Below are 26,837 nucleotides of genomic sequence, written 5' to 3'. Positions count from 1 at the left end.
TTTGGCGCGCAACGCCGATCTTTTTATCTTCGCTTGGCGAAGCAGCAGCCATTCGGCATTTTACTGCATCAAAGACGCAATGGGTGCGCGAGATCCGATCATGGCCGCAGGAAAGGGATCCGCCAGCATTGTGCGGGCGGTGATCGACGCGGTGCAATGATCAACGATATATACGGCTTTACTGTCGGGCCCAAAGCGCCCTCTTGCAAAGGGTAGGTCGCCCCGCTGGACCCGCAATTGTGAATCGGCGCCGAAGCGGGACCCCCCGCTTATGCGGCGCATGTGCTTACAGTTGTTCAAGAAAGCCATTTTTCGCGGGCTTTCGATAGGCGCCGATCGGAACCCAATACAACTTGAGATTCCAGGACAATTGGAGGTGTTTAGGCCGCTAATTATGGGGTCCCGCTTTGGCGCCTACTTGCAACTCTGCCTTCCCTAGCAGAAGGAGCGCACGTTTCTATCCCACCGCGAATCTGTCACGCCTGATTGCTATCTGATTGCTAGGTGAGCCATGAGAGAACCAAGGATGGCTCGCGCGACCTCTAAGTCTTTGAAAATATGGTGGACGCACCAGGGCTCGAACCTGGGACCCGCTGATTAAGAGTCAGCTGCTCTACCGACTGAGCTATACGTCCAAACGCTTGCGAAAGCGTGAGATCGGGCGGCGGAGCCGTCCGGTCGGGAGCGGGCGATTAGCAGGGGGGTGGGGGGTTGTAAACCGGTTTTTTGTGAATTGGCGTCAGCCAACGCGCGATCAGTCAAACCGGGGACGGTTGGCGCGGGCGATGCCCATCACCACGCCCAGCAGGATCATCACTGTCATCATCGCACTGCCGCCCCAGCTGATCAGCGGCAGCGGGATGCCCACAACCGGCGCAAGGCCCATCACCATCATCATGTTGATCGCCAGATAGAAGAATAATGTGGCGGTGAGGCCAAGGCTGAGCAGGCGCTGGAACTGGCTGCGGGCATTGATCGCCGTGCGGATGCCCCAGGCCAGCACCAGGCCATAGAGGATGATGACGAACAGCCCGCCCATCAGGCCCCATTCTTCGGCCATGGTGGCAAAGGCGAAATCGGTGTGGAGTTCGGGCAGATAATCAAGGTGGCTCTGGGTGCCGTTGAGGAAGCCCTTGCCGGAAAGGCCGCCCGAACCGATGGCGATCTTGCTTTGGGTGATGTGATAGCCGGCGCCGCGTGGATCGCTTTCGGGATCAAGGAAGATCAGCACGCGCTTGCGCTGATAATCATGCAACATTGACCAGGCCACCGGCAGCATTGCTGCCACCGCCGCGGCCGCCGTGCCGAACAGCCACAGCCGCACGCCGGCCAGGAACAGCACCACCACGCCGCCGAACAGGATGGACAAGGCCGTGCCCAGATCGGGTTGCAGCATCACCAGCCCCACCGGCATGGCGATCAGCGCCAGCGCCGGGATGAGCACATCGGGCCGGCTTTCGTAGCCCTTGGGGACATATTGATAGTAACGCGCCAGCACCAGCACGATGGCCAGTTTCATCATTTCCGATGGCTGGAACTGGATGATACCCAGATCGAGCCAGCGCTGGCTGCCGCCGCGCACGGCGCCGGCCAATTCCACGCCTACCAGCGCCACCAGCAGCGTGATGTAGATCGGCCAGGCCCAGCCCAGCCAACGTTCGGGCGGCACCAGCGCCAGCGCCAGCGCGCCCACCAGCAGGATGGCAAAGCGCACCCCCTGTTTCAGCGCCCAGGGATCGAGCGAGCCGCCACCGGCGGAATAGAGCACGACCAGGCCAAAGCCGGCGATGGCGCAGATTAGCAGCACCACCCCCCAAGGCAGGCGGGCCAGTTCGCGGCGCCAGGGTCCGTTGAGCAGATCCATCGGTGTTATTCGGGTTCGCGCAGGGGTTGCGGCGCGTCGGCGTCGGCAATTTCGAACAGCGGCGGCTTGATGTCGAGCTTGAGCCAGCTTGGCATCATCTGGCGGGTTTCGCTGGCGATGCTGGCGGCGGCTTCGCCCGCTTGCCGCGCGGCGCGGCTTCGGGCGGCTTCGGCCTCGATCGGCGGCAGCACGGCCAGTGCGCGTTCGGGTTCGAACAGGAAACTGAGGACGTCGCGCGCGATGGGGGCGGCATAGCGGCCGCCGGCGATGCCATGTTCGATGATCACCGAACACGCATAGCGCGGGGCATCGGCCGGGGCAAAGGCGACGAACAGCGCATGGTCACGCTGCTTCCACGGCAGCGCTTCGTTGCGGATCACACCGCGCTTGCGTTCAGCAGCCGAGATGCGGCGCACCTGGGCGGTGCCGGTCTTGCCGGCGAACAGCACGTCGCCGATCGGGCTGCGCGCGGCGCGGGCGGTGCCGTAACCGGCGTTGACCACGTCCACCATGCCCTGGCGCACGAGGGCCAGATGCGCCTCTGGGACGCCAAGCGACGGGAATTGCGGCGCCGGGCCATCCGCGGTCAGGCGCGGCATCACTTCACGGCCGCTGGCCAGCCGCGCCGTCATCACCGCCAGCTGCAGCGGGTTGGTGATGATATAGCCCTGGCCGATCGAGGCATTCAGCGTCTCGCCCTCGCGCCAGTCTCCCTTTTTGGGATCAGGGCCATAGCGCCGTTGTTTCCACGCCTTGTCGGGCACGATGCCCTTGGTCTGGCCGGGCAGCGGCAGCGGATATTCCTGGCCCAGCCCCAGACGGCGGGCCATGGCGGCAATGGCATCGATGCCCACTTTGCGCCCCATGACATAGAAATAGGTATCGCAGGAAAGCGGCAGAGCCCGGTGCATGTTGACGCCGCCGTGGCCGCGCCTTGCATGGCAGTGCCAGGTGTTGTTGCCCAGCCGATAGGCGCCGGAACAGCCCACAGTGTCGCCGGGATCGATGCCGGCTTCCAGCGCCGCCAGCGTGGTCACCATCTTGAAGGTGGAGCCGGGCGGATAGAGGCCCATCGCGCTCTTGTTCAAGAGCGGGGTGTGATCATCCTTCTGGAGGGCGTTCCACAGCTTTGCCGGCACGCGGCGCGAGAAGATGTTGGGATCATAGGCCGGCATGGAGACCATGCACAGCACGTCGCCCGTGATGACATCCATGACGACGACGCTGGCCGAATTGTCCCCCAGCCGGCGCGCGGCATAATCCTGCAGATCCCGATCGATGGTGAGGCGAAGCGTGTCGCCGGGCTTGTCGGCATTGGTGCCCAGTTCGCGCACCAGTTCGCCGCGGGCGGTGATCTCGACGCGGGAAGAACCGGCGGTGCCGCGCAGTTGTTTGTCGGCAAAACGTTCGATCCCATCCTTGCCGATACGGAAGCCCGGATAGATCAGCAGCGGGTTCCTTTCCTCGCGATATTGTTCCGGGGTCGGCGCGCCGACATAGCCGACCAGGTGGGCGAAATGATCAGCCTCGGGATAGAAGCGCGAGAAGCTTTGCACCGGGGTGACGCCGGGCAGGGTGGCGAGGCGCACGTTGCAGGCGGAAAACTCCCGCCAGCTGAGATTCTGGCGCACCACAACCGGCATGAAGCTGGGCTGGGTGGCGCAATCGTCGCGGATGCGGGCGTCTTCGGCCAGATCGATATCGATAACGGCGCGGATAGCGACCAGCGTTGCATCCAGATCGTCCACCTCGGCCGGGCGCAGTTCCAGCCGGTAATCCGGGCGGTTCAGGGCGATGGGCTTGCCGTGGCGATCGACGATCCAGCCGCGCCTTGGTGGGATCAGCCGATCTTGGACGCGGTTGGCCTGCGCGCGCAGCTGGTATGTTTCGCCTTCGAACACGGCGAGCCAGGCCATGCGCCCGGCCAGCAGCGCACCGGTGCCGGCCATGCCCGCGCCCAGCAGCAGGGCGCGGCGCGAAAACGCCATGCGGCGAACGGGATCATCCATGGCGCCAGTGGGGTGCAGAGGCCGCCAGCCGGCGCTGAATGGCGGCGCACAGGCGCACCACCATCGGCCACGCCGCCACGCTGGTGAGCCATTGCCACAGCAGCGGGAGCACCGGGGTCGACCGCCCGGCCAGCGCCATCAGCGGCCCGGTGAGCAGCGCAAAGCCCAGCAGCACGGCAGTCACCAGCAGCCAATCAAACAGCGAACCATGGCGCCCGAACATCTGCCCAGCCAGTCGCATCGTGCCAGTGGCCAGTGCAAACAGCGTGGCGTTGACGCCCACAGGCTGCCCGAAAAGCAGATCGGCCAACGCCCCGATGCAGAAGGCCACCCACGGCGCCATCAGCGCCGGTTGCAGCATCGCCCACACCAGCACGGCCATCAGCGCCAGATGCGGCATCGCCGGCAGGCTGATCGGCAGCGGCGCCAGCATCAGCACCAGCAGCGCCACGCTGGTCAGCGCCGGTACGGCATAGCGCCACAACGACAATATCCAGCGCCGGCGTTCGATCGCGGTCATCAGCAGGGCAGGGGGTGGCGGGGTGGCGATCATGGGCGGGCCAAATCAATTCGCCGGCGGTTCGTTGGTGCGCAGGCGCGGTGGCGGCGCGCCGCGGGTGCGGGCTTCCACCGGCACCGGTGCATCGAACACCGGGCCCTGCGGCCTTGTATCGGGGATGGGCAGCCAGCCGCGCTCCACCGTGACAAAGCCGCCGCCCAGCGGGCTGGTGGCGAGACGGATCAACGGGCCATCAGCGCGTGGATCAATCACCACGCCCACCGGCACACCCGGCGGATACACACCGCCATCGCCCGAGGTGACGATGCGATCACCGGCGACCAGCGCCAGTTCCGGCCCGATGCGATCGGTAAGCAGCAGGGTGGGCAGGTTGCGCCCGACGGCAAGCCCGCTCTGCCCAGTGCGCTCGACGATCACCGGCACACGGCTCAGCGGATCGGTCAGCAGCAGTACCCGGGCTGATTGGCGGCCCACTTCCAGCGTGCGGCCCACCAGGCCTTCGGCGCCAATCACCGGCATGTCGCGGGTGATGCCATCGCTGCTGCCCACGGCCAGCATGGCGGTGCGGGCAACACTGCCCGATGTGGCGGCGGCGATGCGGGTGGTGACGACAACGGTGCGGCTGGGTTCACGCACGGCCATCAGCCGTTTCAGCTGCTGCAGTTCGCGCTGTCCGTTGCGGGCGGTGCGCAGCCGGGCATTGGCCTTGTCCAGCTCGGCTTCCAGTTGGTCAGCCCGTGAGACAGCGCCGAAATAATCGTCGACATCGCCGCCCAGCTTGGCGGCGCCATCGATCGGCGCGCGCACCACCGACCACAGCGGCGCGACAATATCGGTGGCCGCCGCGCGCACGCCGCTGGCCGTTTCGGGATTGACGCGCGCCACCAGCAGCAGGATCAGCCCAGCCGCGATCACGCCGCCCGACACCACGGCCGAAACCAGGGCAAGATTCTGCTCCCGCCGGATGGCGGTGGGGCGGCGAGGGGCGGGAGTCCAGTCCATGGGTCCCCGAATGGGTTGCAGCTCAGGCGGTGATCAGCACACCGCGATACATCGGATCTTCCAGCGCGCGGCCGGTGCCGATGGCAACGCAGGTGAGCGGTTCGTCGGCGACGCTGACCGGCAGACCGGTGGCTTCGCGCAGCACGACATCAAGTTCGCCCAGCAAGGCGCCGCCGCCGGTGAGCACGATGCCCTGATCGACGATATCGGCGGCCAGTTCGGGCTGGGTGTTCTCCAGCGCGGCGCGCACGCCTTCCACGATGGTCGCCACCGGTTCGGCCAGCGCCTCGGCAACCTGGCCCTGGTTGATCTGGATCTCGTTCGGCACGCCATTCATCAGGTCGCGGCCCTTGATGAAGATGGTCTGGCCAATACCATCGGCCGGCTTCTTGGCGGTGCCGATTTCCTTCTTGATGCGCTCGGCAGTGGCTTCGCCGATCAGCATGTTGAAGTTGCGGCGCACGTAGTTGATGATGGCTTCATCCATCTTGTCCCCACCGACGCGCACGCTGGTGGTGTAGGCAAGGCCCTTCAGCGACAGCACGGCAACTTCGGTGGTGCCGCCGCCGATATCGACGACCATCGAACCGATCGGTTCGGTGACGGGCATGCCGGCGCCGATCGCGGCGGCCATCGGCTCTTCGATCAGATAGACCTGGGTGGCACCGGCGTTGTTGGCGGCATCTCGGATGGCGCGCTTTTCCACGCTCGTCGAACCCGACGGCACGCAGATGACGATTTCCGGATAGCGGCCGAAACGGCTGGTCTGCACCTTCTTGATGAAGTGCTTGATCATCTGTTCGGCGACATCGATGTCGGCGATCACACCGTCACGCAAGGGGCGGATGCACTCCACGTTGCCGGGCGTGCGGCCCATCATCACCTTGGCTTCGTTGCCAACCGCCTTGACGATCTTGTTGCCGCGAATGGTCTCGATGGCGACCACGCTGGGCTCGTTCAGAACGATACCGCGGCCGCGCACATAGACGAGCGTGTTGGCCGTACCGAGATCGATGGCCATATCCTGAGAGAGGAAGGAAAACATCCGGCTGAAAGGCGACATGATGGGGATTTTACCAAGGCATGAGCAGGGGATTCGCGGGGGCGCGAACAATTCGCCGGCTTTGGCCCCGAATGGCGCTTTTTGCAAGGGTGAAGGCCAAAGTGGAACGCAGGAGACATGACACTGCGCTCAACTGCCCCTATTAAGCGGCGGTGCCCATTCGTCGCCTGCCTGAAACCCTGATCAACCGCATCGCCGCCGGCGAGGTTGTGGAACGGCCGGCCAGTGCCGCCAAGGAACTGGTGGAAAATGCCCTGGATGCCGGCGCCCGGCGCATCCGGGTGAGCCTGGTGAACGGCGGCATCGATGGCCTGGAAGTGGCGGATGACGGCATTGGCATGGCTCCGGATCAATTGCGGCTGGCCATCGAGCGCCACGCGACGTCGAAGCTGCCCGACGAGGATCTGCAAGCCATTGATACCATGGGGTTTCGCGGCGAGGCGCTGCCGTCCATCGGCTCAGTCACCACCCTGTCCCTGACCAGTCGGCCTGAAGGCGGCGAAGGCTGGCGGCTGGTGGTGGATAATGGCCGCATCGTCCACGATGGCCCGGCCAGTGCGGCGCCGGGCACGGTGGCGCGGGTGGATGGCCTGTTCGCCCAGGTGCCGGCCCGGCGCAAGTTCCTGAAATCACCGCGTTCCGAGCTGGCGGCCTGCCTTGATCATATCCGCCGGCTGGCGATGGCGCGGCCCGAAGTGGGCTTCGTGGTCGAGCATGAAGGCCGGCGCCTGCTCAACTTGCCGCCGTTGCCCGATGCCTCGCCCGGGTCGACGCTGGCGCGGCTGGCGGCGATCATCGGGCCTGATTTTGCCGGCAATGCCGTGGCGGTCGATCTGGAACGGGATGGCCTGCATCTGGCCGGTCTGGCCGGCATCCCGACGTGGAACCGCGGCGTTTCCGATCACCAATATCTGTTTGTGAATCAACGGCCTGTGAAGGATCGCCTGCTGGTGGGCGCGCTGCGCGGGGCCTATCAGGATCTGCTCGCCCGCGATCGCCATCCCGTTGTGGCGCTGTTTCTCGATGTGCCGTCCGACTTCGTGGATGTGAACGTCCACCCCGCCAAGACCGAGGTGCGCTTCCGCGATGCGGCGCAGGTGCGCGGCATGATCGTTTCGGGGCTGCGCCGCGCCTTGGATGAAGCCGGGCACCGGGCCAGCACCCAGGTTTCCGGCGCGGCATTGGCGGCGTTCGTGTCGGAACCGCTGCCGGCTGCTGGCGTTTCGTGGCCGGCCGCTGCCGGTGGTGATCCGGGCGCTGGCGGCACGATGACTTTTGCTGGCGGCGCTGCGCCAGCGGCTGGCTGGGCCGAAGCGCCGCGCCTGTTCAACCAATTGCCGCCGGCTTTTGCAGCCTCCGGCCCGGCTGCCGTCCCCGCGCCGCCGCCCCAGCAATTCCCTTTGGGGGCAGCGCGCGGGCAGGTCGCCGCCACCTATATCGTCGCTGAAACCGACGACGCGCTGATCATCGTCGATCAACACGCCGCCCATGAACGCCTGACACTTGAACGCATGAACCGCGCGCTGGCCGGCGGTGCCGTCGCGCGCCAGGCGCTGCTGGTACCGGAAGTGGTGGAACTGGACGAGATCGGCGCCGGGCGGGTGGCCGACCGCGCCGATGAGCTGGCCGAACTTGGCCTTGAGGTCGAAGCCTTCGGCCCCACCGCCATATTGGTCCGCGCGACGCCGGCGCTGCTCGGCACGTGCGACGTGAAGGGCCTGATCACCGATCTTGCCGACGATCTTTCCGCCTTCGGCCGCGCGCTGAGCTTGAAGGAGCGCCTGGACGGCGTCGCCGCCACCATGGCCTGCCACGGCAGCGTCCGCGCCGGCCGACACCTGAGCATCGCCGAAATGAACGCCCTGCTCCGCGAAATGGAAATCACTCCGCATTCCGGCCAATGCAACCACGGCCGCCCCACGTGGGTGCGGCTCGCCAAGACCGACATCGAGAAATTGTTCGGCCGCCGTTGATCCGCGCCTGCGTGGTTTCCGACACTTCCTGCCGGCTGTTGCCGCGCTATCCTCCCGATTTTCAGGAGAGCAGCCATGCCAGGTGGGGATATGCGGATCGAGGATCATGGCCCGGCGCCACAATCCTTCGACATCGAACGGGCAGCGATCGAGAACCACCATTACCGCTCGGTCGCGTGGAGCGGCCGGCATCTGCAAGTCACGCTTATGTCCATCCCGGTTGGCGGCGAAATCGGCCTGGAGTCGCACCCCGATACCGATCAGTTTCTCCGCCTTGAAACTGGCGAAGGCCGTGTGTTGATGGGGCCCGCCAAGGATCAGATGACCTTCGACGAAAAGGTCTCGGATGGCTGGTGCGTGCTGGCGCCGGCGGGAAGCTGGCACAACATCATCAACATCGGCGGAGATCCCCTGCAACTCTACACGATTTATTCCCCGCCCCACCACGCGCCCGGCAGGGTGCAGGCCACGGCCGCGATCGCCAGCTCCGACCCGGAAGACTCGCCCGCCGACTGGTCCGTGCAGTCAGGCCACGCGCCGGATGAACACGGCTGATGCGGCTTTGAAATTCCTCCGCCTGGCCCTGATACTGGGCCTCTGCCTGACAGGAGCCTGTGCCATTGCCACCGAAGAACCCGCTTTCACCGTCAGCCTTGCGCAAGGCGACTGCGAAGTGCGCGAATATCCGGCACTGGTCGTGGCGGAAGTGTCGGTCACCGGTGACCGCAAGGCCGCCGCGAGCGCCGGGTTTCGCCTGCTTGCCGGCTATATCTTTGGTGGCAACACCGCCCGGCAGAAAATCGCCATGACAGCGCCAGTGGTGCAAGCACCGGCAGCCGGCCAAAAAATCGCGATGACGGCCCCTGTGTTGCAAAGCGGCGGTGACGGCCAGTGGGTCATCCGCTTCATCATGCCCCGCGGTGCCACGCTGGAAAGCTTGCCGCGGCCGAACGACCCCGAAGTTCACCTGCACGCCATCGCGCCGGCGCGCATGGCCGTGATCCGCTTCAGCGGCCTGGCCGGCCCGGATGCCATCACGGCGAACACTGCCGCCTTGTCGGCCTTCATCACGGCGCAGCATCTGCAGGCGATCGGCCCGGTGTCCCTGGCGCAATATGATCCGCCCTGGAAACTCTGGTTTCTGCGCCGGAACGAGTTGATGATCCCGGTTGCGCCAGCGGCGCAAGGCTGAACGGACGGGTGACCGGCCCTGCTAGGGGCGCAACGTCAGCTTCTGGAGGCGCCAGTTGAGCAGTTCCGCCACATACAACTCATTCTCGGACGGACAGGCGATTTCGTGGATCCAGCCGAACTGCTTGATCTGCTTGCCCGATCCGCCCAGCCAGCCGAGCACCTTGCCATCCAGTGACAGCTTGTAGATGCGGCCGGGCCAGGCATCGGAAACATACAGCAGCTGTTTGCCGCCGGGCCCCGGCGGGGTGATGCACACCGCCCACGGCGCGCCGGGCATCATCGTTTTGGTTGTCGCGGCATCCGGCCCGGCAGCGGGCACGGCCGGGCGGTTGCCGATGGCAACGGGCGCATCGGACGGGGCGGGAACATTGATCTGGATGATGCGCAGCAGCTTGCCGCCCGTATCGAACACCTGGATGCGGCGGTTGCCGCGATCGGCGACATAGATCTGGTCACGTGCATCGACGGCGATCGAATGCAGCGTGTTGAACTGCCCGGGCTCACTGCCGAAGCTGCCCCAACTGCCCAGCCAGCGGCCATCGGGGGCCACCTTGGCGACACGGGAATTGATGTAGCCATCGCTGATATAGGTGTTGCCCTGGCTGTCCCACGCCATGTCGGTCACTTCGCGGAACTGGCCGTCTACCGCTGGCAGCGGCGGCTTGGGATGTTCCAAGGGGCGGGCGTTTTCGTCGCTGGCTTCGGGCTTGCGGCCAAAGACCATGGCGACGCGGCCGGCGGGATTGAACTTCACCACCATGTTGGAGCCCTTGTCGGCCACCCAGATGTTGCCGCCGGCATCGACGCGCGTCGCATGGGCGTAGGACCAGGCGTAGAGATTGTGCCCGATCTCGCGCACATAACGGCCATTGGCATCGAATTCGAGCAACTGGGCGGCGGCAGCGGCATAGGCCGGGCCCTGCGTGTTGCCGCGCTGGAAGACGTAGACCTGGCCGGCCTTGCCGAGCGCGACGCCGGCCACTTCGCCCATGTGGAGATCAGCCGGCGGTTTGAGGAAATCGACGGCGTCGAAGCGGATTTCCGGCGCCTCCTGGGCGGCGCTGGCCGAGGCCAGCAGCAGGGCACAAAGTCCAATCGCGCGCAGCATGATGCGTCTCCCCCCATCAACTTTTGCGCAGCATAACAGTCTGCACGCTGCTGTGTAGCTGGCTTCACAGCGAGGGGCGCTCCGCAAACATCCGGATATTGCGAACCACTTGCATTAGCGGCCAGGATCGTTGATAACGCTTCGCAGTAACGCCACTCGACTCGCGAGGGAAACGTGATCGTCTGTGTCTGCAATGCGCTGAAGGAACGGGATGTCCGCGAAGCCGCGCGGATCGCCGGCAAATCGTGCCCGAAGGCGGCTTATGCGCAGCTGGGCTGCAAGGTGAAGTGCGGGCAGTGCCTGCCGTTCGCCAAGGAAATCCTGGCGGACGCGCGCAGCTTCGCCTGAACGCGCTCGACTGAAACGGGCCGCTGCTAATGCAAGTGCGTTGCAGTAATAAGTATCAGAAAAACCACGACTTTTCTTGACTCAGATCAAGATTTGCGCCATGGCGGACCCAGCAAAGGGAGACAGGCCATGCGCGGTGACGCCAAGGTGATCGAATTTCTGAATGCCGTGCTCAAGGGTGAGCTGACGGCGGTGAACCAGTATTGGCTGCATTATCGCCTGCTCGACAATCTGGGCATCAAGAAACTGGCCGATTACGAACGGCACGAATCCATCGACGAGATGAAACACGCCGACAGGCTGATGGAGCGCATCTTCTTCCTGGAAGGCCTGCCCGGCATGCAGGCGCTCAATCGCCTGCGCATCGGCGAGACGGTGGAAGAGGTGCTGCAGGCTGATCTGGAGCTGGAATTCGAGGCCATCGCGCTGCTGAAGGATGCCATCGAGCATTGCGAGAAGGTGCGCGATTTCGCGTCGCGCGATCTGTTTGCCGAAATCCTCAGTGCCGAGGAAGAGCATGTGGACTTCATCGAGACGCAGCAGGAAATGATCCGGCAGATGGGCCTGGCCAATTATATCCAGCTGCAATCGCGGCCAGCGGGGGATTGAGGCGGCCGCATCCCAACGAAAAAGGGCCGCCGTGGGATGCCACGGCGGCCCTTTTGCTGTTAGTGCGAAAGATCAGCGGGTGGAAGCGTAGAGGCTCCACAGATCGGCGATATCCTTCATGCCGCTCTTTTCGTTCACCGTCTTGAACGTGGCGATGGCGGCGGCCTTCTGGCCACCACGGGTGGCCGCGATGCCCTTGAACACGCGGGCATAATCGGCATCCAGGCCGTTGGCGGCAATCGCCTTGTCATAAGCGGCGATCGCCTTGGCATAATCACCCAGGCCCAGATAGGCGTTGCCGCCCTTGAAGGCCGTGGCCGGCGCGGCCGACAGCTTCACGGCTTCGGCGGCTTCCTTGCTAACGCCGACCGCAGCAGCGGCGGCCAGCTTCTGGCTCATGGGATCGCCGCCACCCCCGACCTTGTCCAACGCGGCCTTGGCGACGGCAGCCTGGCCATTGATCAGGGCCAGGCGGGCGAAATCCTGATAATCGCTGGCGCGTTCCAGCGTGCCAGTGGTGAACATCAGATGGTACAGCCCGAGCTTGGCTTCCGAACGCATGTTGTGGCTCTGAAGCTCGGTCAGCAGGACCTTCCAGCGCGCCGCCGACGGATCAGACTTGATCAGGCGGGTGGTGGTGGCCAGATAGGCCTGCTTGTCGCCCGACTTGAACTGGGCGCCGGCCAGGTTTTCCAGATAGACGGCCTTGGGGCCGTTGCTCTTGATGAGGGCGTTGTAGGCAGCGATCGCAGCCTTGTGGTTGCCCTGGCGGGTCATCGCCTGCGCCACCATGATCTGGCTGGCTTCACCGGGGCACTTGCGGGCAATGGCGACAGCCTTGTCGAGTTGGCCGGCACGATAATAGAGCGGGCCAAGCTGGTTGCACGGGGCGCCAACCTGTTCCAGCGCGGCAGCGGCCTGGCCATATTGACCGACAGCGGTGAAGGCAAAGCCGGCCATCTGGGCAGTCTTTTCCCGCTCTTCAGCGGTGCTGGCGGCGGCGCGGGCCTGGCCGATGGCAGCGGCAACACCGGCGGCATTGCGCGACTTGGCGGCAGCGGCGGCGGCGTTGAGCGCCTTGCCCACGGCAGGCGACACGGCGGCCGCAGCCGGGGTGGCGACAGCCAAAAGGCTTGCAGCGATCAGCAGGCGGGCATCAATCTTCATTGGCGATCCTTGGCTGTTCTCGTCCAAAAATTCAGAACCTGCGGCCTGCGTGGCCACCGGTCCGCGAACCAAGATGGTCTACAGGGGGTTACTGGCCGATGAATGGCCGCTGCGAATCCCCTTGAGCCCCTCCCTGAGCGCGAAGGGCAGCCCATAACGGAAGTTTTGCGCCTTGCAACCGGGCAAAACGCCCCGGTCCGCCATAGTGTCGCAGCCGTTCGGGCCGGGCGGTTGCATGGGCGCGATGAAGCGCCTAATCGGCGGCGCACAACGAGATCCATCGGGAGAGGGACCATTCGCGCTTTCATCTTTCCGGGCCAAGGCAGCCAATCGGTGGGCATGGGCAAGGGCCTTGCCGACGCCAGCCCCCACGCCCGCGCCGTGTTCCAGGAAGTGGACGAGGCGCTGGGCCAGCATCTTTCGCGCCTGATGTGGGAGGGGCCGGAGGACGAACTGACCCTGACTGCCAACGCGCAGCCGGCGATCATGGCGGTGGGCATGGCCTGCCTTCGCGTGCTGGAAAACGAAGCCGGGGTTCGGCTGGCGGACAAGGCGGCCTATGTGGCGGGCCATTCCTTGGGCGAATATACCGCCCTGTGCGCCGCCGGCAGCCTGGGCCTCGCTGATACTGCCCGCCTGCTGCGGCTGCGTGGGACAGCGATGCAGGCCGCGGTGCCGCCGGGCGTGGGCGCCATGGCAGCGTTGCTGGGCCTGGATTTCGAAACCGTGCAGGCGATTGCCGTGGAGGCTTCCCAGGGCCAGGTGTGTGCAGCGGCCAACGACAACGCCACCGGCCAGGTCGTCGTGTCCGGCCATGTCGAGGCCGTGGCCCGCGCCATGAACCTCGCCAAGGCCAAGGGCGCGCGCCATTCGGTGCTGCTGCCGGTTTCCGCACCGTTCCACTGCCCGCTGATGCAGCCGGCCGCCGACGCAATGGCCGAAGCATTGGCGGCAGCCCCGCTGACCGCGCCGACGGTGCCGCTGGTTGCCAATGTGACGGCAGCGCCAGTGACCGATCCCGATGTGATTCGCACCCTGCTGGTCGAACAGGTGTGCGGCACCGTGCGCTGGCGGGAATCGGTGCTGGCCATGGCTGCGCTGGGCGTGACCGGTTTCGTCGAACTGGGCGGCAAGGTGCTCGGCCCGATGATTCGGCGCATCACGCCCGACGTGCCGACCATCACCGCCGCCGACATGTCCGGCGTAGAAGCCATCGCTGCTGCGATCGCCTGAAGGAGCACAAACATGTTTGATCTCACCGGCATGACCGCCCTTGTTACCGGCGCGTCCGGCGGCATCGGCAGCGCGATTGCAAAGGCATTGGCTGCCCGCGGGGCCCGCGTTGCCCTGTCTGGCACCCGCGCCGAAGCGTTGGCCGCCGTTGCAGCCGAATGCGGCCCCGATGCCGTGATCCTGCCATGCAACCTGTCCGACAGCGCCGCTGTTGATGCGCTGGTGCCGCAGGCGGTTGAGGCACTGGGCGGCCGGCTGGATATCCTGGTCGCCAACGCCGGCATCACGCGCGACAATCTGGCGATGCGCATGAAGGATGATGAGTGGGCGGACGTGATCCGCATCAACCTCGAAGCCACCTTCCGCCTCTATCGAGCCGCCGCCAAACCAATGATGAAGCAGCGCTTTGGCCGAATGATCGCCATCACCAGCGTGGTGGGCGTGACGGGCAATCCGGGCCAAGCCAATTATGCGGCGTCCAAGGCCGGGCTGATCGGCATGTCGAAGGCGCTGGGCCAGGAACTGGCATCGCGGAACATCACGGTGAACTGCGTGGCGCCGGGGTTCATCGTTTCGGCGATGACCGATGCGTTGCCCGACGCGCAGAAGGATGCGCTGACGGGGCGGATTCCGGCGGGGCGGCTGGGTGAAGGCGCGGATATTGCGGCGGGGGTGGTGTATCTGGCGTCGAAGGAAGCCAGCTATGTCACGGGGCATACGCTGCACATCAATGGCGGGATGGCGATGCCCTGATGGGCGCGGCCGGCGGCAGGGCCGCCGGGTCCGTCCGCTTGGCTGCGCCATGCACGCAGGCCACGCTGCGCTCTTGCCACAATTTCGCCATCACGCTACTGCCGCCGGGTAACTGTTAGCCAACCACCGGCGATGCTTCGCCGCGATAACAAGGGAAGAAAACCATGAGCGATGTCGCCGAGCGCGTGAAGAAGATTGTTGTCGAGCATCTGGGCGTGGAAGCCGACAAGGTGACCGAAGCCGCCAGCTTCATCGACGATCTGGGCGCCGACAGCCTCGACACCGTCGAGCTGGTGATGGCCTTCGAAGAAGAATTCGGCGTGGAAATCCCCGACGATGCCGCCGAAAAGATCCTCACCGTGGCCGATGCGATCAATTTCATCGGTGCCAACGGCAAGTGATTTCGGGCTGAAGGCCGCGCCTGCCGCGGCCTTCGCGCCTTGTTGACAGGGCTGGCCGGCGGTGCCGGCAAAATACTGGAACGGCCCATCGCTTGAACAGAAGCGGCGGGCCGTTTCGTGCCAAATGGGCCTTTCCTTTCCACAGGTGGCCCAACCCCCCAGCACCGGCAGGGCAGGCCGGTCGCGCAGAAGAATGGATTGCCGATGCGCCGTGTCGTCATCACTGGTCTGGGCCTGGTCACCCCGTTGGGTGCGAATGTCGAAACCGTCTGGGCCAACATCCTGGCCTCGCAATCGGGAGCCGGCCCGATCACCCGCTTTGATGCGTCGGATCAGCTGTGCCGCATCGCCTGTGAAGTGAAGGCCGGCGACGGCACCGGCCTCACCTTCGATGCCAACAAGCGTGTTGATTACAAGGTGCAGCGCCAGGTTGATCCGTTCATCGTCTATGGCATCGATGCCGCTGGCCAGGCCATTGAAGACGCCGGCCTGACCGACATGACCGAGGAAGAGCGCTTCCGCGCCGGCTGCTCCATCGGCAGCGGCATCGGCGGCCTGCCGGGCATCGCCAGCGAATCAATCGTGCTGCACGAAAAGGGCCCGCGCCGCGTGTCACCGCACTTCGTGCACGGCCGGCTGATCAACCTCATCTCCGGCCAGGTTTCGATCAAATATGGCCTGATGGGCCCCAACCACGCGGTCGTCACCGCCTGCTCCACCGGCGCCCACGCCATTGGTGACGCGGCGCGCATGATCGCGCTGGATGATGCCGATGTGATGCTGGCCGGTGGTTCGGAAAGCGCGCTGTGCCCGCTGGGCATCGCCGGTTTCGCCCAGGCCCGCGCGCTGTCGACCAATTTCAACGATGATCCCACCCGCGCCAGCCGCCCCTATGACAAGGATCGCGATGGCTTCGTCATGGGCGAAGGCGCCGGTGTGGTGGTGCTGGAAGAATATGAGCGTGCAAAGGCGCGCGGCGCCAAGATTTATGGCGAAGTGATCGGCTATGGCCTGACCGGCGATGCCTATCACGTGACCGCGCCGCATCCGGAAGGTTCGGGCGCGTTCCGTTCGATGGCGATGGCGCTGCGCAAGGCCGGACTGAACCCGGAAGACATCGATTATATCAACGCCCACGGCACCTCGACCCCGATGGGGGACGAGCTGGAACTGGGTGCGGTGAAGCGGCTGTTCGGCAGCGCCATCGACAATGTATCGATGTCGTCCACCAAGTCGGCCATTGGCCACCTGCTCGGCGGGGCAGGTGCCGTGGAAGCGATCTTCTGCCTGCTCGCCCTGCGTGACCAGGTGGCGCCGCCGACGCTGAATCTCGACAATCCGTCGGATGCCTGCATCGGGGTTGATCTGGTGCCGCACGTCGCCAAGCAGCGCCGCATCCGCGCCGTGCTCAACAACTCGTTCGGCTTTGGCGGCACCAACGCGACGCTGGTGATGCGCAGCGTCTGAGCCGGGCGATGCGCCGCGCCTTCCTGGCCTTTGTCGCCCTGCTCTTGCTGGTGGGCGTGCCGTTCGTGCTGGCGCCGTGGTTCGGGTGGGCCAACTCGGCCGGGACGGCGGTTTCATTTGAGGTGAAGCGCGGGGCCAGCCTGTCGGGCGTGGCAAGCGACCTGGAAGATGCCGGCCTTGTTTCGTCTGCCGGGGAGTTCCGCGTGCTGGCCCGCCTGCTGGGCAGCGACGCGCCGGTGCAGGCCGGGCGCTATCGGCTGCGCACCGGCACGGCATGGCGCGATATTCTTGGCCAGCTGCAGAAGGGCGAGGTGGAACGCTTCACCGTGACCATTCCCGAAGGCTGGCCGGCGGTGCTGGTGGCAGAGCGGTTGAACGCGGTGCCGGGCATGAAAGGCAAGGCCGCGGTGCCGGCCGAAGGCAGTATCTTGCCCGACACCTACGAATATCAGCCCGGTGAGGACCGCGCCGTGGTATTGAAGCGCATGCAGACGGCGATGACCAAGACCCTGGCTGATCTGTGGCCCAAGCGCACGGCGCGGGCCGTGGTGAAGAGCCCGGCGGAAGCCGTGGCGCTGGCCAGCATCGTGGAGAAGGAAACCGGCAAGGCCAGCGAACGTCGCACGATTGCAGGGGTTTACAGCAATCGGCTGCGGATCGGCATGAAACTGGATGCCGATCCCACGGTGATTTACCCGATCACCGCCGGCAAGCCGCTGGGCCGCCGCATTCGCCAATCGGAACTGCGGCGTGACACCGGCTACAACACCTATCTGAAGCCCGGCCTGCCGAAAGGCCCGATCGCCAATCCGGGGCGGGACTCAATCATGGCCGTGCTCGATCCCGCGGAGACGGACGCGCTCTATTTCGTTGCCGATGGCAGCGGCGGGCATGTGTTTGGCAAGACGTTGGCCGAACACAACGCCAATGTGGCGCGCTGGTTTGCCCTGCGCCGCCAGCGCGGTGAGATGTGAGCCCCCGCTCGTTCCCGAACAACGCGCGCCGGGCGGCCCTGAAGCGCCGCAAGGCCGGGCCGCTGATGTGGCTGGCGCGGGCGGCGGCGTTGCCGGTGCTGGCGTGGATGCTGGGCCTGATCTGGTTCAGCCTCACCCTGCCGGGGCCGGCGCCGCTCGCCGTGAAAAGCGATGGCGTGGTGGTGTTGACCGGCGGTGCCGGGCGGTTCCGGCGCGGGCTGGCGGTGGTGGAAGCCGGCGCGGCGCGGCGCATGCTGGTATCGGGTGTGGGCGAGAAGACCAGCCGCCGCCAGCTGGCCGCGGCGTTCGGGGTGGCAACGCGGCGGCTGCGCTCCACCGATCTGGGCTATGAAGCGGTGGACACGCGGTCGAACGCCGAAGAGACCGCGCGCTGGGTGGCAAAGCACGAGTATAAATCGATCCGGCTGGTGACCAGCGCCAGCCACATGCGCCGTGCCCGGCTGGAATTGTCGCGCGTGCTGCCTCCACACGTGAAGGTGCTTTTGGACGCGGTGCCATCGGAACCCAAGGCGCCGGGCCTGGCGTTCGAATATTCGAAGTGGCTGCTGCGCCGGGGTGCGCTGCTGGCGGGGGCGGCGTGATGCGGCATCACCCGCTGGCAACCCTGCTGGCCCTGGTTCGCACCATCATCTTCCAGATCATGTTCATGGGCGGATCGTTGATTTTGGTGCCGCTGGCGCTGCTGCTGGGGCTGCTGGGTTCGGGGGCCAGCCTTTATATCGGCCCGAAGCTGTGGGCGGGCTGGTTCCGCCTGTGCAGTCGCGCCATCACCGGCATCAGGATCGAGATCGACGGCGAGATTCCGTTGGGCCCGCAGTTGTTTGCGCTGAAACATGAAAGTGCGCTGGAAGCCATTCTCACCCTGTGGTGGTTCGAACGGCCGGCGGTGGTGATGAAGCAGGAACTGCGCAAGATCCCGATCTGGGGCCTCGCCTCGGCCCGGCATGGTTCCATCTTCGTCGATCGATCCGGTTCGGCCGGGATGTTGCGCGAGATGATGCGGCAGGCGCAGGCGGCCGTGGCCAGGGGGCGGCCGGTGGTGATCTTCCCGGAAGGCACGCGGGTGCAGGTGGGCGAAACGCCGCCGCTCGCCGCTGGCTTTGCCGGGCTCTACAAGATGCTGAAATTGCCGGTGGTGCCGATCGCGCTCGACAGTGGCAGCGTGTGGCCGAAAAGCTTCATCAAATATCCCGGTACGGTGCACATGAAGGTGGCAGCGCCGATCCCGCCCGGCCTGCCGCGTGACGAGGTTGAGCGCACGGTGCACGCCGCGATCAATGCGCTGCAAGCAGAGGGTCGCACATGAAACGCCGCTGGCCGCTGTTGCTCAGTCTGCTGCCGCTGCTGTTGGGGCTGGCGGCCTATGGCCATTTCTGGCGCGGCTGGGCGGCGGATTTCGAAACCACGCTGGCCGGCTGGTTTCCCGGCCGGCAAGTGCAGGTGACGGGCTTTCCCTATCGGATGGAAGCCGAACTGGCCTGGGTGAAGCTGACGCATGCAGGCGGAACCAGTGTGGCTCTGGCGGTGGAAAAGCTGCGGCTCAACCGCGGGCCGTGGCGACCGGAATTGACCGTATTGCAGGGCCAGGGCGTGGCGCTGGCGGCGGGCGCTGGCGGCCTGCAGGCCCGCGCGGCGGCGGCAACGGCCACGGCCAGCCTGAAGATCGCGCCGGATGCGGCCGGCCTGAACCGGCTGGCCCGCCTGTCGATCGTGCTGCCCGGCGCGACCGGAAATGCCGGCCTTGGCCCGGATTACCGCGCCGACAGCCTTGAACTGCACATTCGCGAGGTGTTTGGCGCCAAGCCCGCCGATCCGGCCAGCCCGCGCCTGGCCCAGCATGGCCAGTTGGTGATCGGCGCCACCGGCTTTGCCTTGGGGCAGGGCGCGCCGATCAGCCTGGCTGCCGATGTGACGGCGCGCGCCGCCGGCCGCATGGACGATTATCGCCGCTGGGCAGACGGCGGCGGCAGCCTTGATCTGGTGATGACCGGCAGCGACGCCACCGGCGAACTCTTCAAGCTGGATGCGACTGTGGTGCCGCTGGCGACTGGGCTGCGGCTGGGCGGCACCATCACCACGGTCTGCCCGATGGCGGTGCAGGCGGCGCTGACCGGCCGCGTGCCGCCGGCCGAACAGCGGCTGCGCAGCGCGGTGCGGCTGGCGCTGGAAACAGCGTTGCCGGCGGGCGGTGCGGTGGCACTTTCGGGCATTCCCGCCGATCTGGCCACGCGCGCCCGCCGCGGGCAATTGCCGGCCTGCCCCCGATTGCGATAGCAGAATGGCCACCCGCCTTGTGGGCGGATGGCCGTGCTGTTGTGTGCGGGCTCTTACTTGGCGACGCCGATGGCGATTTCGCTCACCCAGCCCTTGGTGCCCAGTTCGTCGGCCACTTCCCAGAAGCCGCCTTCCTTGTTGCCGGTGGGATAGAGCATGGCGCCGCCGTCGAGCGGCTTGATCACCTTGGAATTGAGCGCCGGGCCGGCGAACATGCGGCCGGCGTTCTTCATCACCACGGCCTTTTGCGGGGCGGCTTGCCCCACCGCCTCCTGCATGCCGCCCAGATTGGAGACCAGCTTGGTGAAGGCATCGAGATAGGCAAGCGCGATGACCTGGCCGATTTCGGAATCGGCATAACCGCTGGCGCCGCCGGCACCCAGGAAGCCGCCGGCAAAGATGCCGCCGCCGGCCCCGAAGCCGACATCGGTCTTGGTGGAGCGGCCTTCGGTGACGAATTCTTCCGACGACTTGTTGTTGACGACATTGAGCAGCACGTTGGCCGAGCGCTTCTTGATATCGAGCCCGCCGAGCAGCGCGCCGCCGATGCCGGGCACGAAACCGCCAAGCAGGCCGCCGATCTTGAAGCCGCCCTTGTTGCGGTTGGCCGTCACGATATCGGGGATCATGGTGTATTCGGCTTCGACCATCTGGCCCTTGCCGATGGCGCCGCCGCCGCGCAGTTCGCCGCCCGATGCCAGGGCGCGTTCCTGCTGCATGGCGGCCATGCCGCGCTGCGAGCGGTTCACCAGCCGGAAACAGCCGGATTTCTGCGCATAGACGCGCAACAACGCTTCAGGCGAACCGAGGCCGAGATCGCCCCACCAGCGGTTTTCCGGTTCGCCGATGGCCAGCGTGCCGATCGGCTTGCTGCAGGTCGGCAGTTCGGCCACCTTCTTGTCACGGGCCTTTTCGATGCCGCCTTTGCGGCCGGCATCGATCTGGGCGGTGGCCGGAACGGCCGACATTGCCATGGCGGCTGCGGAGATCGCGGCCACGGTCTGGATGATACGCTTCGTCATGAATTCCCCCGAAACAGGCTCTTGGCGTGCAGCGGCCGTTTTCGGCCTGCCGCGCAGTTACGCGACCCAAATACTCTGGACACGGATATCGCATGGCTGCGGCGCAAAAGGCAAAGCCCAAAATGGCAAGCGGCCAGAATCAAGCCCCGGCCGGCATGCCAGCCAGAATCAAGCAGCGCCCGGTTTACCGGCCAAAATCGGGTTTGTCGGTGTCCTGGCCTTCGTCGATCACTTGGCGGCGGATGGCGCGGGTGCGGGTGAACAGGCTTTCAAGCGCGTCGCCTTCGCCCCATCGGATGGCGCGCTGCAATGCGACCAGATCCTCGGTGAAGCGGCCCAGCAGTTCCAGCACCGCCTCGCGATTGTTGAGGAAGACGTCGCGCCACATTACCGGATCGGATGCGGCGATGCGGGTGAAATCGCGGAAACCACCGGCGGAATATTTGATCACTTCGGCCTTGGTCACCTGTTCCAGATCGCTGGCGGTGCCAACGATCGAATAGGCGATGAGGTGCGGCAGGTGGCTGGTGACGGCGAGCACGCGATCATGGTGCGGCGCATCCATCAATTCGACCTTGGCCCCCAGCCGCCGCCAGAATTCGGACAGGCGTTCCACCATCATTTCATCGGCGCGCTGCGGCGGCGTGATGATGCACCAGCGGCCCTTGAACAGGCTGGAGAAGCCGGCATCCGGCCCGGATTTTTCGGTGCCCGCCACCGGGTGCGCGGGGATGACATGCACGCCTGGCAACGCCGCGCCCAGCACCTTGAGTACGCTTTCCTTCACCGAACCCACGTCGCTCACCACCGTATCGGGCGCCAGTTCCGGGGCGATTTCGGCGGCGACGTCGGCCATGGCACCCACCGGCACGCACAGGATGACGAGATCGGCATCGACCACGGCTGCGCCAGCGCCATCGGCCACATCATCGGCGATGCCCAGTTCGGCCACGCGTTCCCGCACCGCCGGGCTGGCATCGGTCACTGTCAGCTGCACCGTCGGCATGGCTTCGCGCACGGCGCGCGCGAGGCTTGAGCCGATCAGGCCCATGCCGATGATGGCAACGCGCGCGAACGGCAGCATCAGGCCGCGCCTTCCACATAGTCGCGCAGGGCGGCAGCGACGGTGCGGGTTTCGGTTTCGGTGCCGATGGAGATGCGCAGACAACGCGGCATGGCCTGCACGGCGAGATAACGGCAGATGATGCCGTGATCGAGCAGCCATTCGTTGGCTCCTGCTGCCGTGACCGGGCCATCTTCCGGGAATTCGACCAGGATGAAGTTGCAGGCCGACGGGATGGCGCGCAGACCGGCGTTGCCCAGCGCAGCAATCTCGCCTTCCAGCCACGCGCGCAGCCGGATCGTCTCGCGGCGCACCATGTCGAGGTGGGCATCATCGGCAAGGCTGGCGACGGCGGCGGCCTGGCCGGTGGTGGTGACGTTGAACGGCCCACGCACCCGGTCGAGCGCGGCAATGATCGGCAGCGGGGCAACCGCCCAGCCGATGCGCTGCGCGGCGAGGCCGTGGATCTTGGAAAAGGTGCGGGTGACGATCAGGTTGGGCAGGCTCTGCGCCAGCGCCAGCCCGTCTTCATAGTCGGCTTCGACGAATTCGGCATAGGCACAGTCCAGCACCAGCACGACATCGCTGGGCACGCCCGCGATCAGCCGGCGGATGTCGGCGGCGGGCAGCAATGTGCCGGTCGGGTTGTTGGGATTGGCGATGTAGATGACGCGGGTGGCGGGCGTGATGGCGGCCAGAATGGCATCGATATCGCCGGTGTAATCCACATCCGGCACCACGACCGGTGTGGCGCCAACGCGGCGGGTGGCGCCTTCATAGACGGCGAATCCGTGGCGGACGTGGATGATCTCGTCGCCCGGGCCGGCGAAGGCGGATGCGATCATGTGCAAAATTTCGTCGCTGCCGGTTCCGCAGATGATGTGGGCCGGGTTCACGCCGTATTTGGCGCCCAGCGCTTCCCGCAGCGCGGTGGAGGCCGGATCGGGATAGCGATGGCCTTGCGCGATCACATCCTGCATCGCCGCGATGGCCATGGGCGACGGCCCCCACGGATTTTCGTTGGACGACAATTTCGCCACCACGGGCGCGCCCGCGCTCGATTTGCCCGGCACATAGGCGTGCATGGCTTCGATCCAGGGTTTCATCTGGGGTGCGGCGATATTCATGACTTGGGCCGTTAGCGAATATCGCTGGCACAGTCACCCCTTCGCCATTATTCCCGCGCCGCAATGGACGAACGTTTTGGCCTTGATCGCCGTGTGACGCTGCCCGGGGAGTTCCCGCTGGCGGGCGGCGGCGTGTTGCCCGAACTCACCATCGCCTATGAAACTTATGGCAAGCTGAACGCCAATCGCACCAACGCGATTCTGGTGTGCCACGCGTTGACCGGGGATCAATATCTGGCCAGCGCCCACCCCGTTACGGGCAAGGCCGGTTGGTGGACACGGCTTGTGGGCCCGGGCAAGCCGGTCGACCCGGAACATTGGTTCGTGATCTGCGCCAACGTGCTGGGCGGCTGCATGGGCAGCACCGGGCCATCGAGTATCGATCCGCGCACCGGCCAACCGTTCGCGATGAATTTTCCGGTGATCACCATCGCCGACATGGTGGAAGCACAGGCGCGGCTGCTTGATCATCTGGGAGTCGGCACGCTGGCGGCCGTCATTGGCGGCTCGATGGGCGGCATGCAGGCGCTGACCTGGGCGGTGAACCATCCGGCGCGGGTGAAGAAGGTGGTGGCGATCGCGACGGCGGCCCGCCACAGCGCGCAGAACATCGCCTTCCACGAAGTTGGCCGGCAGGCGATCATGGCCGATCCGATGTGGGCGGGCGGGGCCTATGCGGCCGACAAGCCGCCGGCGGCGGGCCTGGCCGTGGCGCGCATGGCGGCGCACATCACTTATCTGTCGGAAGAAGGGTTGACCGAGAAGTTCGGCCGGCGCCTTCAGGATCGTGATGCGGTGAGCTTCGGGTTCGATGCCGATTTCCAGGTCGAATCCTATCTGCGCCATCAGGGCCTGAGCTTTGTCGAGCGGTTCGATGCCAATTCGTACCTCTACATCACGCGGGCGATGGACTATTTCGATCTCGCCCAGCCGCACGACGGCAATCTGGCGCGGGCCTTTGCCGGGGTGCAGAGCCGGTTCTGCCTGGTCTCCTTCACCTCCGACTGGCTGTATCCCACCGCCGAAAGCCGCCGCATCGTGCGGGCGCTGAACGCGGCCGGGGCGCCGGTGTCGTTCGTGGAACTGGAAAGCCCGTTCGGCCATGATGCCTTCCTGCTCGACGCGCCGGAAATGAACCGGGTCGTCAACGGGTTCCTGACGGCATGACTCCAGTTCCGCTGCGCCCGGATCTGGCCGCCGTGGCCGCCGCTGTGCCGGCGGGTGCGCGCGTGCTCGATATCGGTTGCGGCGATGGCCAGTTGCTGGCCTGGCTCCGCGATACCAAGGGCGTGGAAGGCCGCGGCATCGAACTGGATGCGAGCGATGTGGCCGCTGCCGTGGGCCGTGGCCTTGCCGTCGTTCAGGGGGACGCCGATACCGATCTGGCCGATTATCCCGATGCCGCGTTCGACGTGGTGATCCTTTCGAACACGTTGCAGGCGATGCAGCGGCCGGCGGATGTGCTGGCGCAGTTGGTGCGCATCGGGCGCAGCGCCATCGTCTCCTTCCCCAATTTCGGCCATTGGCGGGTACGGCTGGGTCTGGCGATGAGCGGCCGCATGCCCGTCACCCGCAGCCTGCCGGTAAGCTGGTTTGAGACGCCCAATATCCATTTCTGCACCATCGCCGATTTCGAGGCGCTCGCCAGCGAGATGGGCCTGACGGTGGAGCGCCGGGCCGGGCTGGCGGCGGGCCGGCAGGTTGCGCTGTGGCCCAATTTGCTGGCGGATACCGGAGTGTTCGTCCTGCGCCGATAGGCTATCGTGAGGCGTGGACGACGATCTTGATCCCGAACTGATCCGTTTCCTGCGGGAAGAGCTGGGGCATGAACTGCCCTCGGCACGTGAGTGGACGTTCACCGGGCCGCTGTGGATCTGGAAGGGGAAAGCGGCGGACGGGAAGCCGTCCCCGATGAGCTGGCATTTTCTCACCATCACTGGCGATGTGGCGGCTGGCATCCGGGCGGCGGCACCGGGGCGCTCGGCGGCGTGGGGATCGGTGTATGTGAAGGTGACGCTGGGCGGCACAGCCTGGGCGACGTCGGTATTCCCGTCGAAGGATGTGGGCGGCTATCTGCTGCCGGTGAAGGCGGCGGTGCGGAAGAAGGAAGGCGTGGGCGAGGGGGATGTGGTGACGGTGGAACTCAGCCTTTAACCGTCACCTTTTTTACCCGTCACCCCGGCGAAAGCCGGGGCCCATCTCCCGAAAGTGCAGCAAGTAACCGCGTCAGGGCGATGGGCCCCGGCTTTCGCCGGGGTGACGGAGTAGGTTTAGATCGCCATCTGCGTTTGCGTCGTCACGCTGGCCAATTTGCCCTCGGCGCTTTCCACCCGCGTCACCCACACGCTCGTCCGCCGGCCAACATGCAGCGGCGTCGCGGTGGCCACCAGCGTGCTGCCCACCGGAATCGCCCCCATCATGTTGGTTTTCGATTCGATCGTGGTGGTGCTTTTCGCGCCTTCGGGCAGCACCTGAAACGCGCCAACCGCGCCGGTGAAATCGGCCAGCGCCATCAGGAAGCCGCCGTGGGCCGTGCCGCCGCTGGTGCAATATTCCGGCTTGATGAGGGCATGGACGACAACGCGGTCCCGGCCCAATTCCACGATGGTCAGATCAAGATGGGCGGCAAATGGCACCATCTTCACCACGGCGGCGAGAGCAGTTGCGTCCATCAGTTGATCAGCCTGGGCACCATCGCCGGATCAGCCGCGCCGACCAGCACCGGCTTCTGCCAATCGGTCTTGGCCACCAGCACGACGTGATAGCGCTCCGGCAGGGCTTCCACCCGCCAGTCCAGCACCTCGAACATGGCTTCATCCAGCCGCAGTTGCAGCGGTTCGCGCAGCCAGCCGATATCCTTGATGTGCCACGGCCGCCGCGCCCGCACGATCAGCACGGCCAGGCCCGCCGGCGAGAGAACCCGCCACAATTCGCGCAGCATCAGCCGTGGCTGAATCAAAGGGGCCGACAGCAGCACCTTGTCGAACAGCGCTTCGTGGAAGGGCAGGTGATGCGGATCGGCACGCACCGTGCCGGGCCGCAGTTCCTCGTCACTCGCCGCCACGCAGGCGACATGTTCCCAGCCTTCCAGTACCAGCGGCAGCTTTTCCGGCGGCTGGCCCAGCACCAACAGCCGCCCGTTGGGATGTTCGGGGCGATGGCCGGCAAACAGCCGCTCGATGGGGGTGGCTTCGCGGATCATGCGGTGTTTTATGGCGCGGATCAGGGCAGGGGGGAAGGCCCGGTCAGAGACACGGGTTTCCCGACCATTCGTTTCACCCCTGCTTGGTGCGCTCGGCCAGCCTGACGACCAGGGCCCCGATCACCAGACCGACAGACATGCCCGGCTTTCCGAACTGCATGATTTGGAGTGTCAGCTCGACCCCCAAGCCTACAAGAAACAGCGCACCCAAAAACCGAAAATTCGACATGCTGCGATAGCTTTGCGGGCCGCGGGGCACGAGCACCGCACCGACGATGATGAAGCTGATGCTGATTAGCAGGGGCTGCAAGGCGGAGAGAGGGGGAAGGCTCACCCTCACCCTCGCTCAACACACATGGCAATCCCCATGCCGCCGCCGATGCACAAAGTGGCAAGGCCCTTTTTCGCGTCGCGGCGGCCCATTTCGTGCAGCAGCGTTACCA

30 protein-coding genes and 1 tRNA gene are annotated in these 26,837 nt (G+C 65.8%); 16 read left to right on the top strand and 15 right to left on the bottom strand.

Annotation, left to right across the window (positions count from 1 at the left end):
• Nucleotides 1-559: 559 nt before the first annotated feature.
• The 6 genes from RT662_RS02760 to RT662_RS02735 all read right to left on the bottom strand — a co-directional run bounded on the left by RT662_RS02760 (nt 560) and on the right by RT662_RS02735 (nt 6,458).
• A tRNA-Lys gene (locus RT662_RS02760) sits at nt 560-635 on the bottom strand.
• A 119-nt stretch (nt 636-754) separates the two neighbouring features.
• Entirely contained in the window at nt 755-1,864 is a 1,110-nt protein-coding gene (rodA, locus tag RT662_RS02755; RefSeq protein WP_313668966.1) for a rod shape-determining protein RodA, read from the bottom strand.
• A gap of 5 nt (nt 1,865-1,869) precedes the next feature.
• Nucleotides 1,870-3,873 carry a penicillin-binding protein 2 gene (gene mrdA, locus RT662_RS02750; protein ID WP_313668964.1) on the bottom strand — a complete coding sequence of 668 codons (2,004 nt, stop codon included), beginning with the start codon at nt 3,871-3,873 and terminating at the stop codon, nt 1,870-1,872.
• The gene (gene mreD, locus RT662_RS02745; RefSeq protein ID WP_313668962.1) at nt 3,866-4,426 is read right to left on the bottom strand and encodes a rod shape-determining protein MreD; all 561 of its coding nucleotides are present in this window, start codon (nt 4,424-4,426) and stop codon (nt 3,866-3,868) included. Before mreD ends, mrdA begins: the two co-directional genes overlap by 8 nt.
• Nucleotides 4,427-4,438: 12 nt before the next feature.
• Nucleotides 4,439-5,395: a rod shape-determining protein MreC gene (gene mreC, locus RT662_RS02740; protein ID WP_313668960.1), complete on the bottom strand. Its 957-nt coding sequence runs from the start codon at nt 5,393-5,395 to the stop codon at nt 4,439-4,441.
• Between the two features lie 22 nt (nt 5,396-5,417).
• A complete protein-coding gene (locus tag RT662_RS02735) occupies nt 5,418-6,458 on the bottom strand; it encodes a rod shape-determining protein (protein ID WP_313668959.1) in 1,041 nt (346 codons plus the stop codon).
• 152 nt (nt 6,459-6,610) lie between these two features.
• Here RT662_RS02735 and mutL point away from each other — a divergent pair, with 152 nt between their 5' ends.
• The 3 genes from mutL to RT662_RS02720 all read left to right on the top strand — a co-directional run bounded on the left by mutL (nt 6,611) and on the right by RT662_RS02720 (nt 9,623).
• Nucleotides 6,611-8,431, top strand: a complete 1,821-nt coding sequence (mutL, locus tag RT662_RS02730) for a DNA mismatch repair endonuclease MutL (protein ID WP_313668957.1) — start codon at nt 6,611-6,613, stop codon at nt 8,429-8,431.
• A 90-nt stretch (nt 8,432-8,521) separates the two neighbouring features.
• On the top strand, nt 8,522-8,986 hold the full coding sequence (locus RT662_RS02725) for a cupin domain-containing protein (protein WP_313668955.1): 465 nt from the start codon (nt 8,522-8,524) through the stop codon (nt 8,984-8,986).
• A gap of 7 nt (nt 8,987-8,993) precedes the next feature.
• Nucleotides 8,994-9,623, top strand: coding sequence for a heme-binding protein (locus tag RT662_RS02720; RefSeq protein ID WP_313668954.1), 630 nt, complete (start codon nt 8,994-8,996; stop codon nt 9,621-9,623).
• A 21-nt stretch (nt 9,624-9,644) separates the two neighbouring features.
• Here RT662_RS02720 and RT662_RS02715 read toward each other — a convergent pair whose 3' ends face one another.
• Complete coding sequence (locus tag RT662_RS02715) at nt 9,645-10,733, bottom strand: peptidyl-alpha-hydroxyglycine alpha-amidating lyase family protein (RefSeq protein ID WP_313668952.1); 1,089 nt, start codon at nt 10,731-10,733, stop codon at nt 9,645-9,647.
• Between the two features lie 174 nt (nt 10,734-10,907).
• On the opposite strand from RT662_RS02715, the gene RT662_RS02710 reads away from it, so the two are divergent.
• Complete coding sequence (locus RT662_RS02710) at nt 10,908-11,081, top strand: (2Fe-2S)-binding protein (RefSeq protein ID WP_313668950.1); 174 nt, start codon at nt 10,908-10,910, stop codon at nt 11,079-11,081.
• 129 nt (nt 11,082-11,210) lie between these two features.
• Nucleotides 11,211-11,690: a bacterioferritin gene (gene bfr, locus RT662_RS02705; protein WP_303780833.1), complete on the top strand. Its 480-nt coding sequence runs from the start codon at nt 11,211-11,213 to the stop codon at nt 11,688-11,690.
• Nucleotides 11,691-11,762: 72 nt separating this feature from the next.
• Here bfr and RT662_RS02700 read toward each other — a convergent pair whose 3' ends face one another.
• Entirely contained in the window at nt 11,763-12,857 is a 1,095-nt protein-coding gene (locus RT662_RS02700) for a tetratricopeptide repeat protein (protein WP_313668947.1), read from the bottom strand.
• A 294-nt stretch (nt 12,858-13,151) separates the two neighbouring features.
• On the opposite strand from RT662_RS02700, the gene fabD reads away from it, so the two are divergent.
• The 8 genes from fabD to RT662_RS02660 all read left to right on the top strand — a co-directional run bounded on the left by fabD (nt 13,152) and on the right by RT662_RS02660 (nt 19,980).
• A complete protein-coding gene (gene fabD / locus RT662_RS02695; RefSeq protein WP_313668969.1) occupies nt 13,152-14,090 on the top strand; it encodes an ACP S-malonyltransferase in 939 nt (312 codons plus the stop codon).
• Nucleotides 14,091-14,102: 12 nt separating this feature from the next.
• The gene (gene fabG / locus RT662_RS02690; protein ID WP_313668945.1) at nt 14,103-14,843 is read left to right on the top strand and encodes a 3-oxoacyl-[acyl-carrier-protein] reductase; all 741 of its coding nucleotides are present in this window, start codon (nt 14,103-14,105) and stop codon (nt 14,841-14,843) included.
• A 164-nt stretch (nt 14,844-15,007) separates the two neighbouring features.
• A complete protein-coding gene (locus RT662_RS02685) occupies nt 15,008-15,244 on the top strand; it encodes an acyl carrier protein (protein WP_017668290.1) in 237 nt (78 codons plus the stop codon).
• 204 nt (nt 15,245-15,448) lie between these two features.
• Nucleotides 15,449-16,711 carry a beta-ketoacyl-ACP synthase II gene (gene fabF / locus RT662_RS02680; RefSeq protein WP_313668942.1) on the top strand — a complete coding sequence of 421 codons (1,263 nt, stop codon included), beginning with the start codon at nt 15,449-15,451 and terminating at the stop codon, nt 16,709-16,711.
• Between the two features lie 8 nt (nt 16,712-16,719).
• Nucleotides 16,720-17,685, top strand: a complete 966-nt coding sequence (gene mltG / locus RT662_RS02675) for an endolytic transglycosylase MltG (RefSeq protein ID WP_313668941.1) — start codon at nt 16,720-16,722, stop codon at nt 17,683-17,685.
• On the top strand, nt 17,682-18,287 hold the full coding sequence (locus RT662_RS02670) for a YdcF family protein (protein ID WP_313668939.1): 606 nt from the start codon (nt 17,682-17,684) through the stop codon (nt 18,285-18,287). Before mltG ends, RT662_RS02670 begins: the two co-directional genes overlap by 4 nt.
• Nucleotides 18,287-19,012 (top strand): lysophospholipid acyltransferase family protein, encoded by a 726-nt coding sequence (locus tag RT662_RS02665; protein WP_313668937.1) that lies wholly within the window; start codon nt 18,287-18,289, stop codon nt 19,010-19,012. Before RT662_RS02670 ends, RT662_RS02665 begins: the two co-directional genes overlap by 1 nt.
• On the top strand, nt 19,009-19,980 hold the full coding sequence (locus tag RT662_RS02660; RefSeq protein WP_313668935.1) for a hypothetical protein: 972 nt from the start codon (nt 19,009-19,011) through the stop codon (nt 19,978-19,980). Before RT662_RS02665 ends, RT662_RS02660 begins: the two co-directional genes overlap by 4 nt.
• Before the next feature lie 53 nt (nt 19,981-20,033).
• Here the strand turns inward: RT662_RS02660 and RT662_RS02655 are convergent, their stop codons facing one another.
• The 3 genes from RT662_RS02655 to hisC form a co-directional block, all read right to left on the bottom strand.
• Complete coding sequence (locus RT662_RS02655) at nt 20,034-21,002, bottom strand: CsgG/HfaB family protein (RefSeq protein ID WP_313668933.1); 969 nt, start codon at nt 21,000-21,002, stop codon at nt 20,034-20,036.
• A 184-nt stretch (nt 21,003-21,186) separates the two neighbouring features.
• On the bottom strand, nt 21,187-22,086 hold the full coding sequence (locus tag RT662_RS02650; RefSeq protein ID WP_313668931.1) for a prephenate/arogenate dehydrogenase family protein: 900 nt from the start codon (nt 22,084-22,086) through the stop codon (nt 21,187-21,189).
• Nucleotides 22,086-23,192 carry a histidinol-phosphate transaminase gene (hisC, locus tag RT662_RS02645; protein WP_313668930.1) on the bottom strand — a complete coding sequence of 369 codons (1,107 nt, stop codon included), beginning with the start codon at nt 23,190-23,192 and terminating at the stop codon, nt 22,086-22,088. Before hisC ends, RT662_RS02650 begins: the two co-directional genes overlap by 1 nt.
• Nucleotides 23,193-23,255: 63 nt before the next feature.
• Between hisC and RT662_RS02640 the strand changes: the two genes are divergently transcribed.
• From RT662_RS02640 to RT662_RS02630, 3 genes are read left to right on the top strand one after another with little or no spacing between them, the layout of a single operon-like run.
• Nucleotides 23,256-24,359: a homoserine O-acetyltransferase gene (locus RT662_RS02640; RefSeq protein WP_313668928.1), complete on the top strand. Its 1,104-nt coding sequence runs from the start codon at nt 23,256-23,258 to the stop codon at nt 24,357-24,359.
• Complete coding sequence (gene metW, locus RT662_RS02635) at nt 24,356-24,949, top strand: methionine biosynthesis protein MetW (RefSeq protein WP_313668926.1); 594 nt, start codon at nt 24,356-24,358, stop codon at nt 24,947-24,949. The genes RT662_RS02640 and metW overlap by 4 nt, the downstream gene beginning before the upstream one ends.
• 13 nt (nt 24,950-24,962) lie before the next feature.
• Nucleotides 24,963-25,346, top strand: a complete 384-nt coding sequence (locus RT662_RS02630; protein WP_313668924.1) for a DUF1905 domain-containing protein — start codon at nt 24,963-24,965, stop codon at nt 25,344-25,346.
• Between the two features lie 116 nt (nt 25,347-25,462).
• Here RT662_RS02630 and RT662_RS02625 read toward each other — a convergent pair whose 3' ends face one another.
• From RT662_RS02625 to RT662_RS02610, 4 genes are all read right to left on the bottom strand, one after another.
• Nucleotides 25,463-25,864 carry a PaaI family thioesterase gene (locus tag RT662_RS02625; protein ID WP_313668923.1) on the bottom strand — a complete coding sequence of 134 codons (402 nt, stop codon included), beginning with the start codon at nt 25,862-25,864 and terminating at the stop codon, nt 25,463-25,465.
• Nucleotides 25,864-26,394, bottom strand: a complete 531-nt coding sequence (locus tag RT662_RS02620) for a class I SAM-dependent methyltransferase (protein WP_313668921.1) — start codon at nt 26,392-26,394, stop codon at nt 25,864-25,866. Before RT662_RS02620 ends, RT662_RS02625 begins: the two co-directional genes overlap by 1 nt.
• 73 nt (nt 26,395-26,467) lie before the next feature.
• The gene (locus RT662_RS02615; RefSeq protein WP_313668920.1) at nt 26,468-26,728 is read right to left on the bottom strand and encodes a hypothetical protein; all 261 of its coding nucleotides are present in this window, start codon (nt 26,726-26,728) and stop codon (nt 26,468-26,470) included.
• Nucleotides 26,729-26,730: 2 nt separating this feature from the next.
• The coding region (locus RT662_RS02610; RefSeq protein ID WP_313668968.1) for a hypothetical protein at nt 26,731-26,837 on the bottom strand (107 nt) is incomplete at its 5' end.

The organism is Sandarakinorhabdus sp. (assembly GCF_032115815.1).
Lineage (GTDB): Bacteria > Pseudomonadota > Alphaproteobacteria > Sphingomonadales > Sphingomonadaceae > Sandarakinorhabdus.
This window is presented reverse-complemented; position numbering and strand designations above follow the sequence as displayed.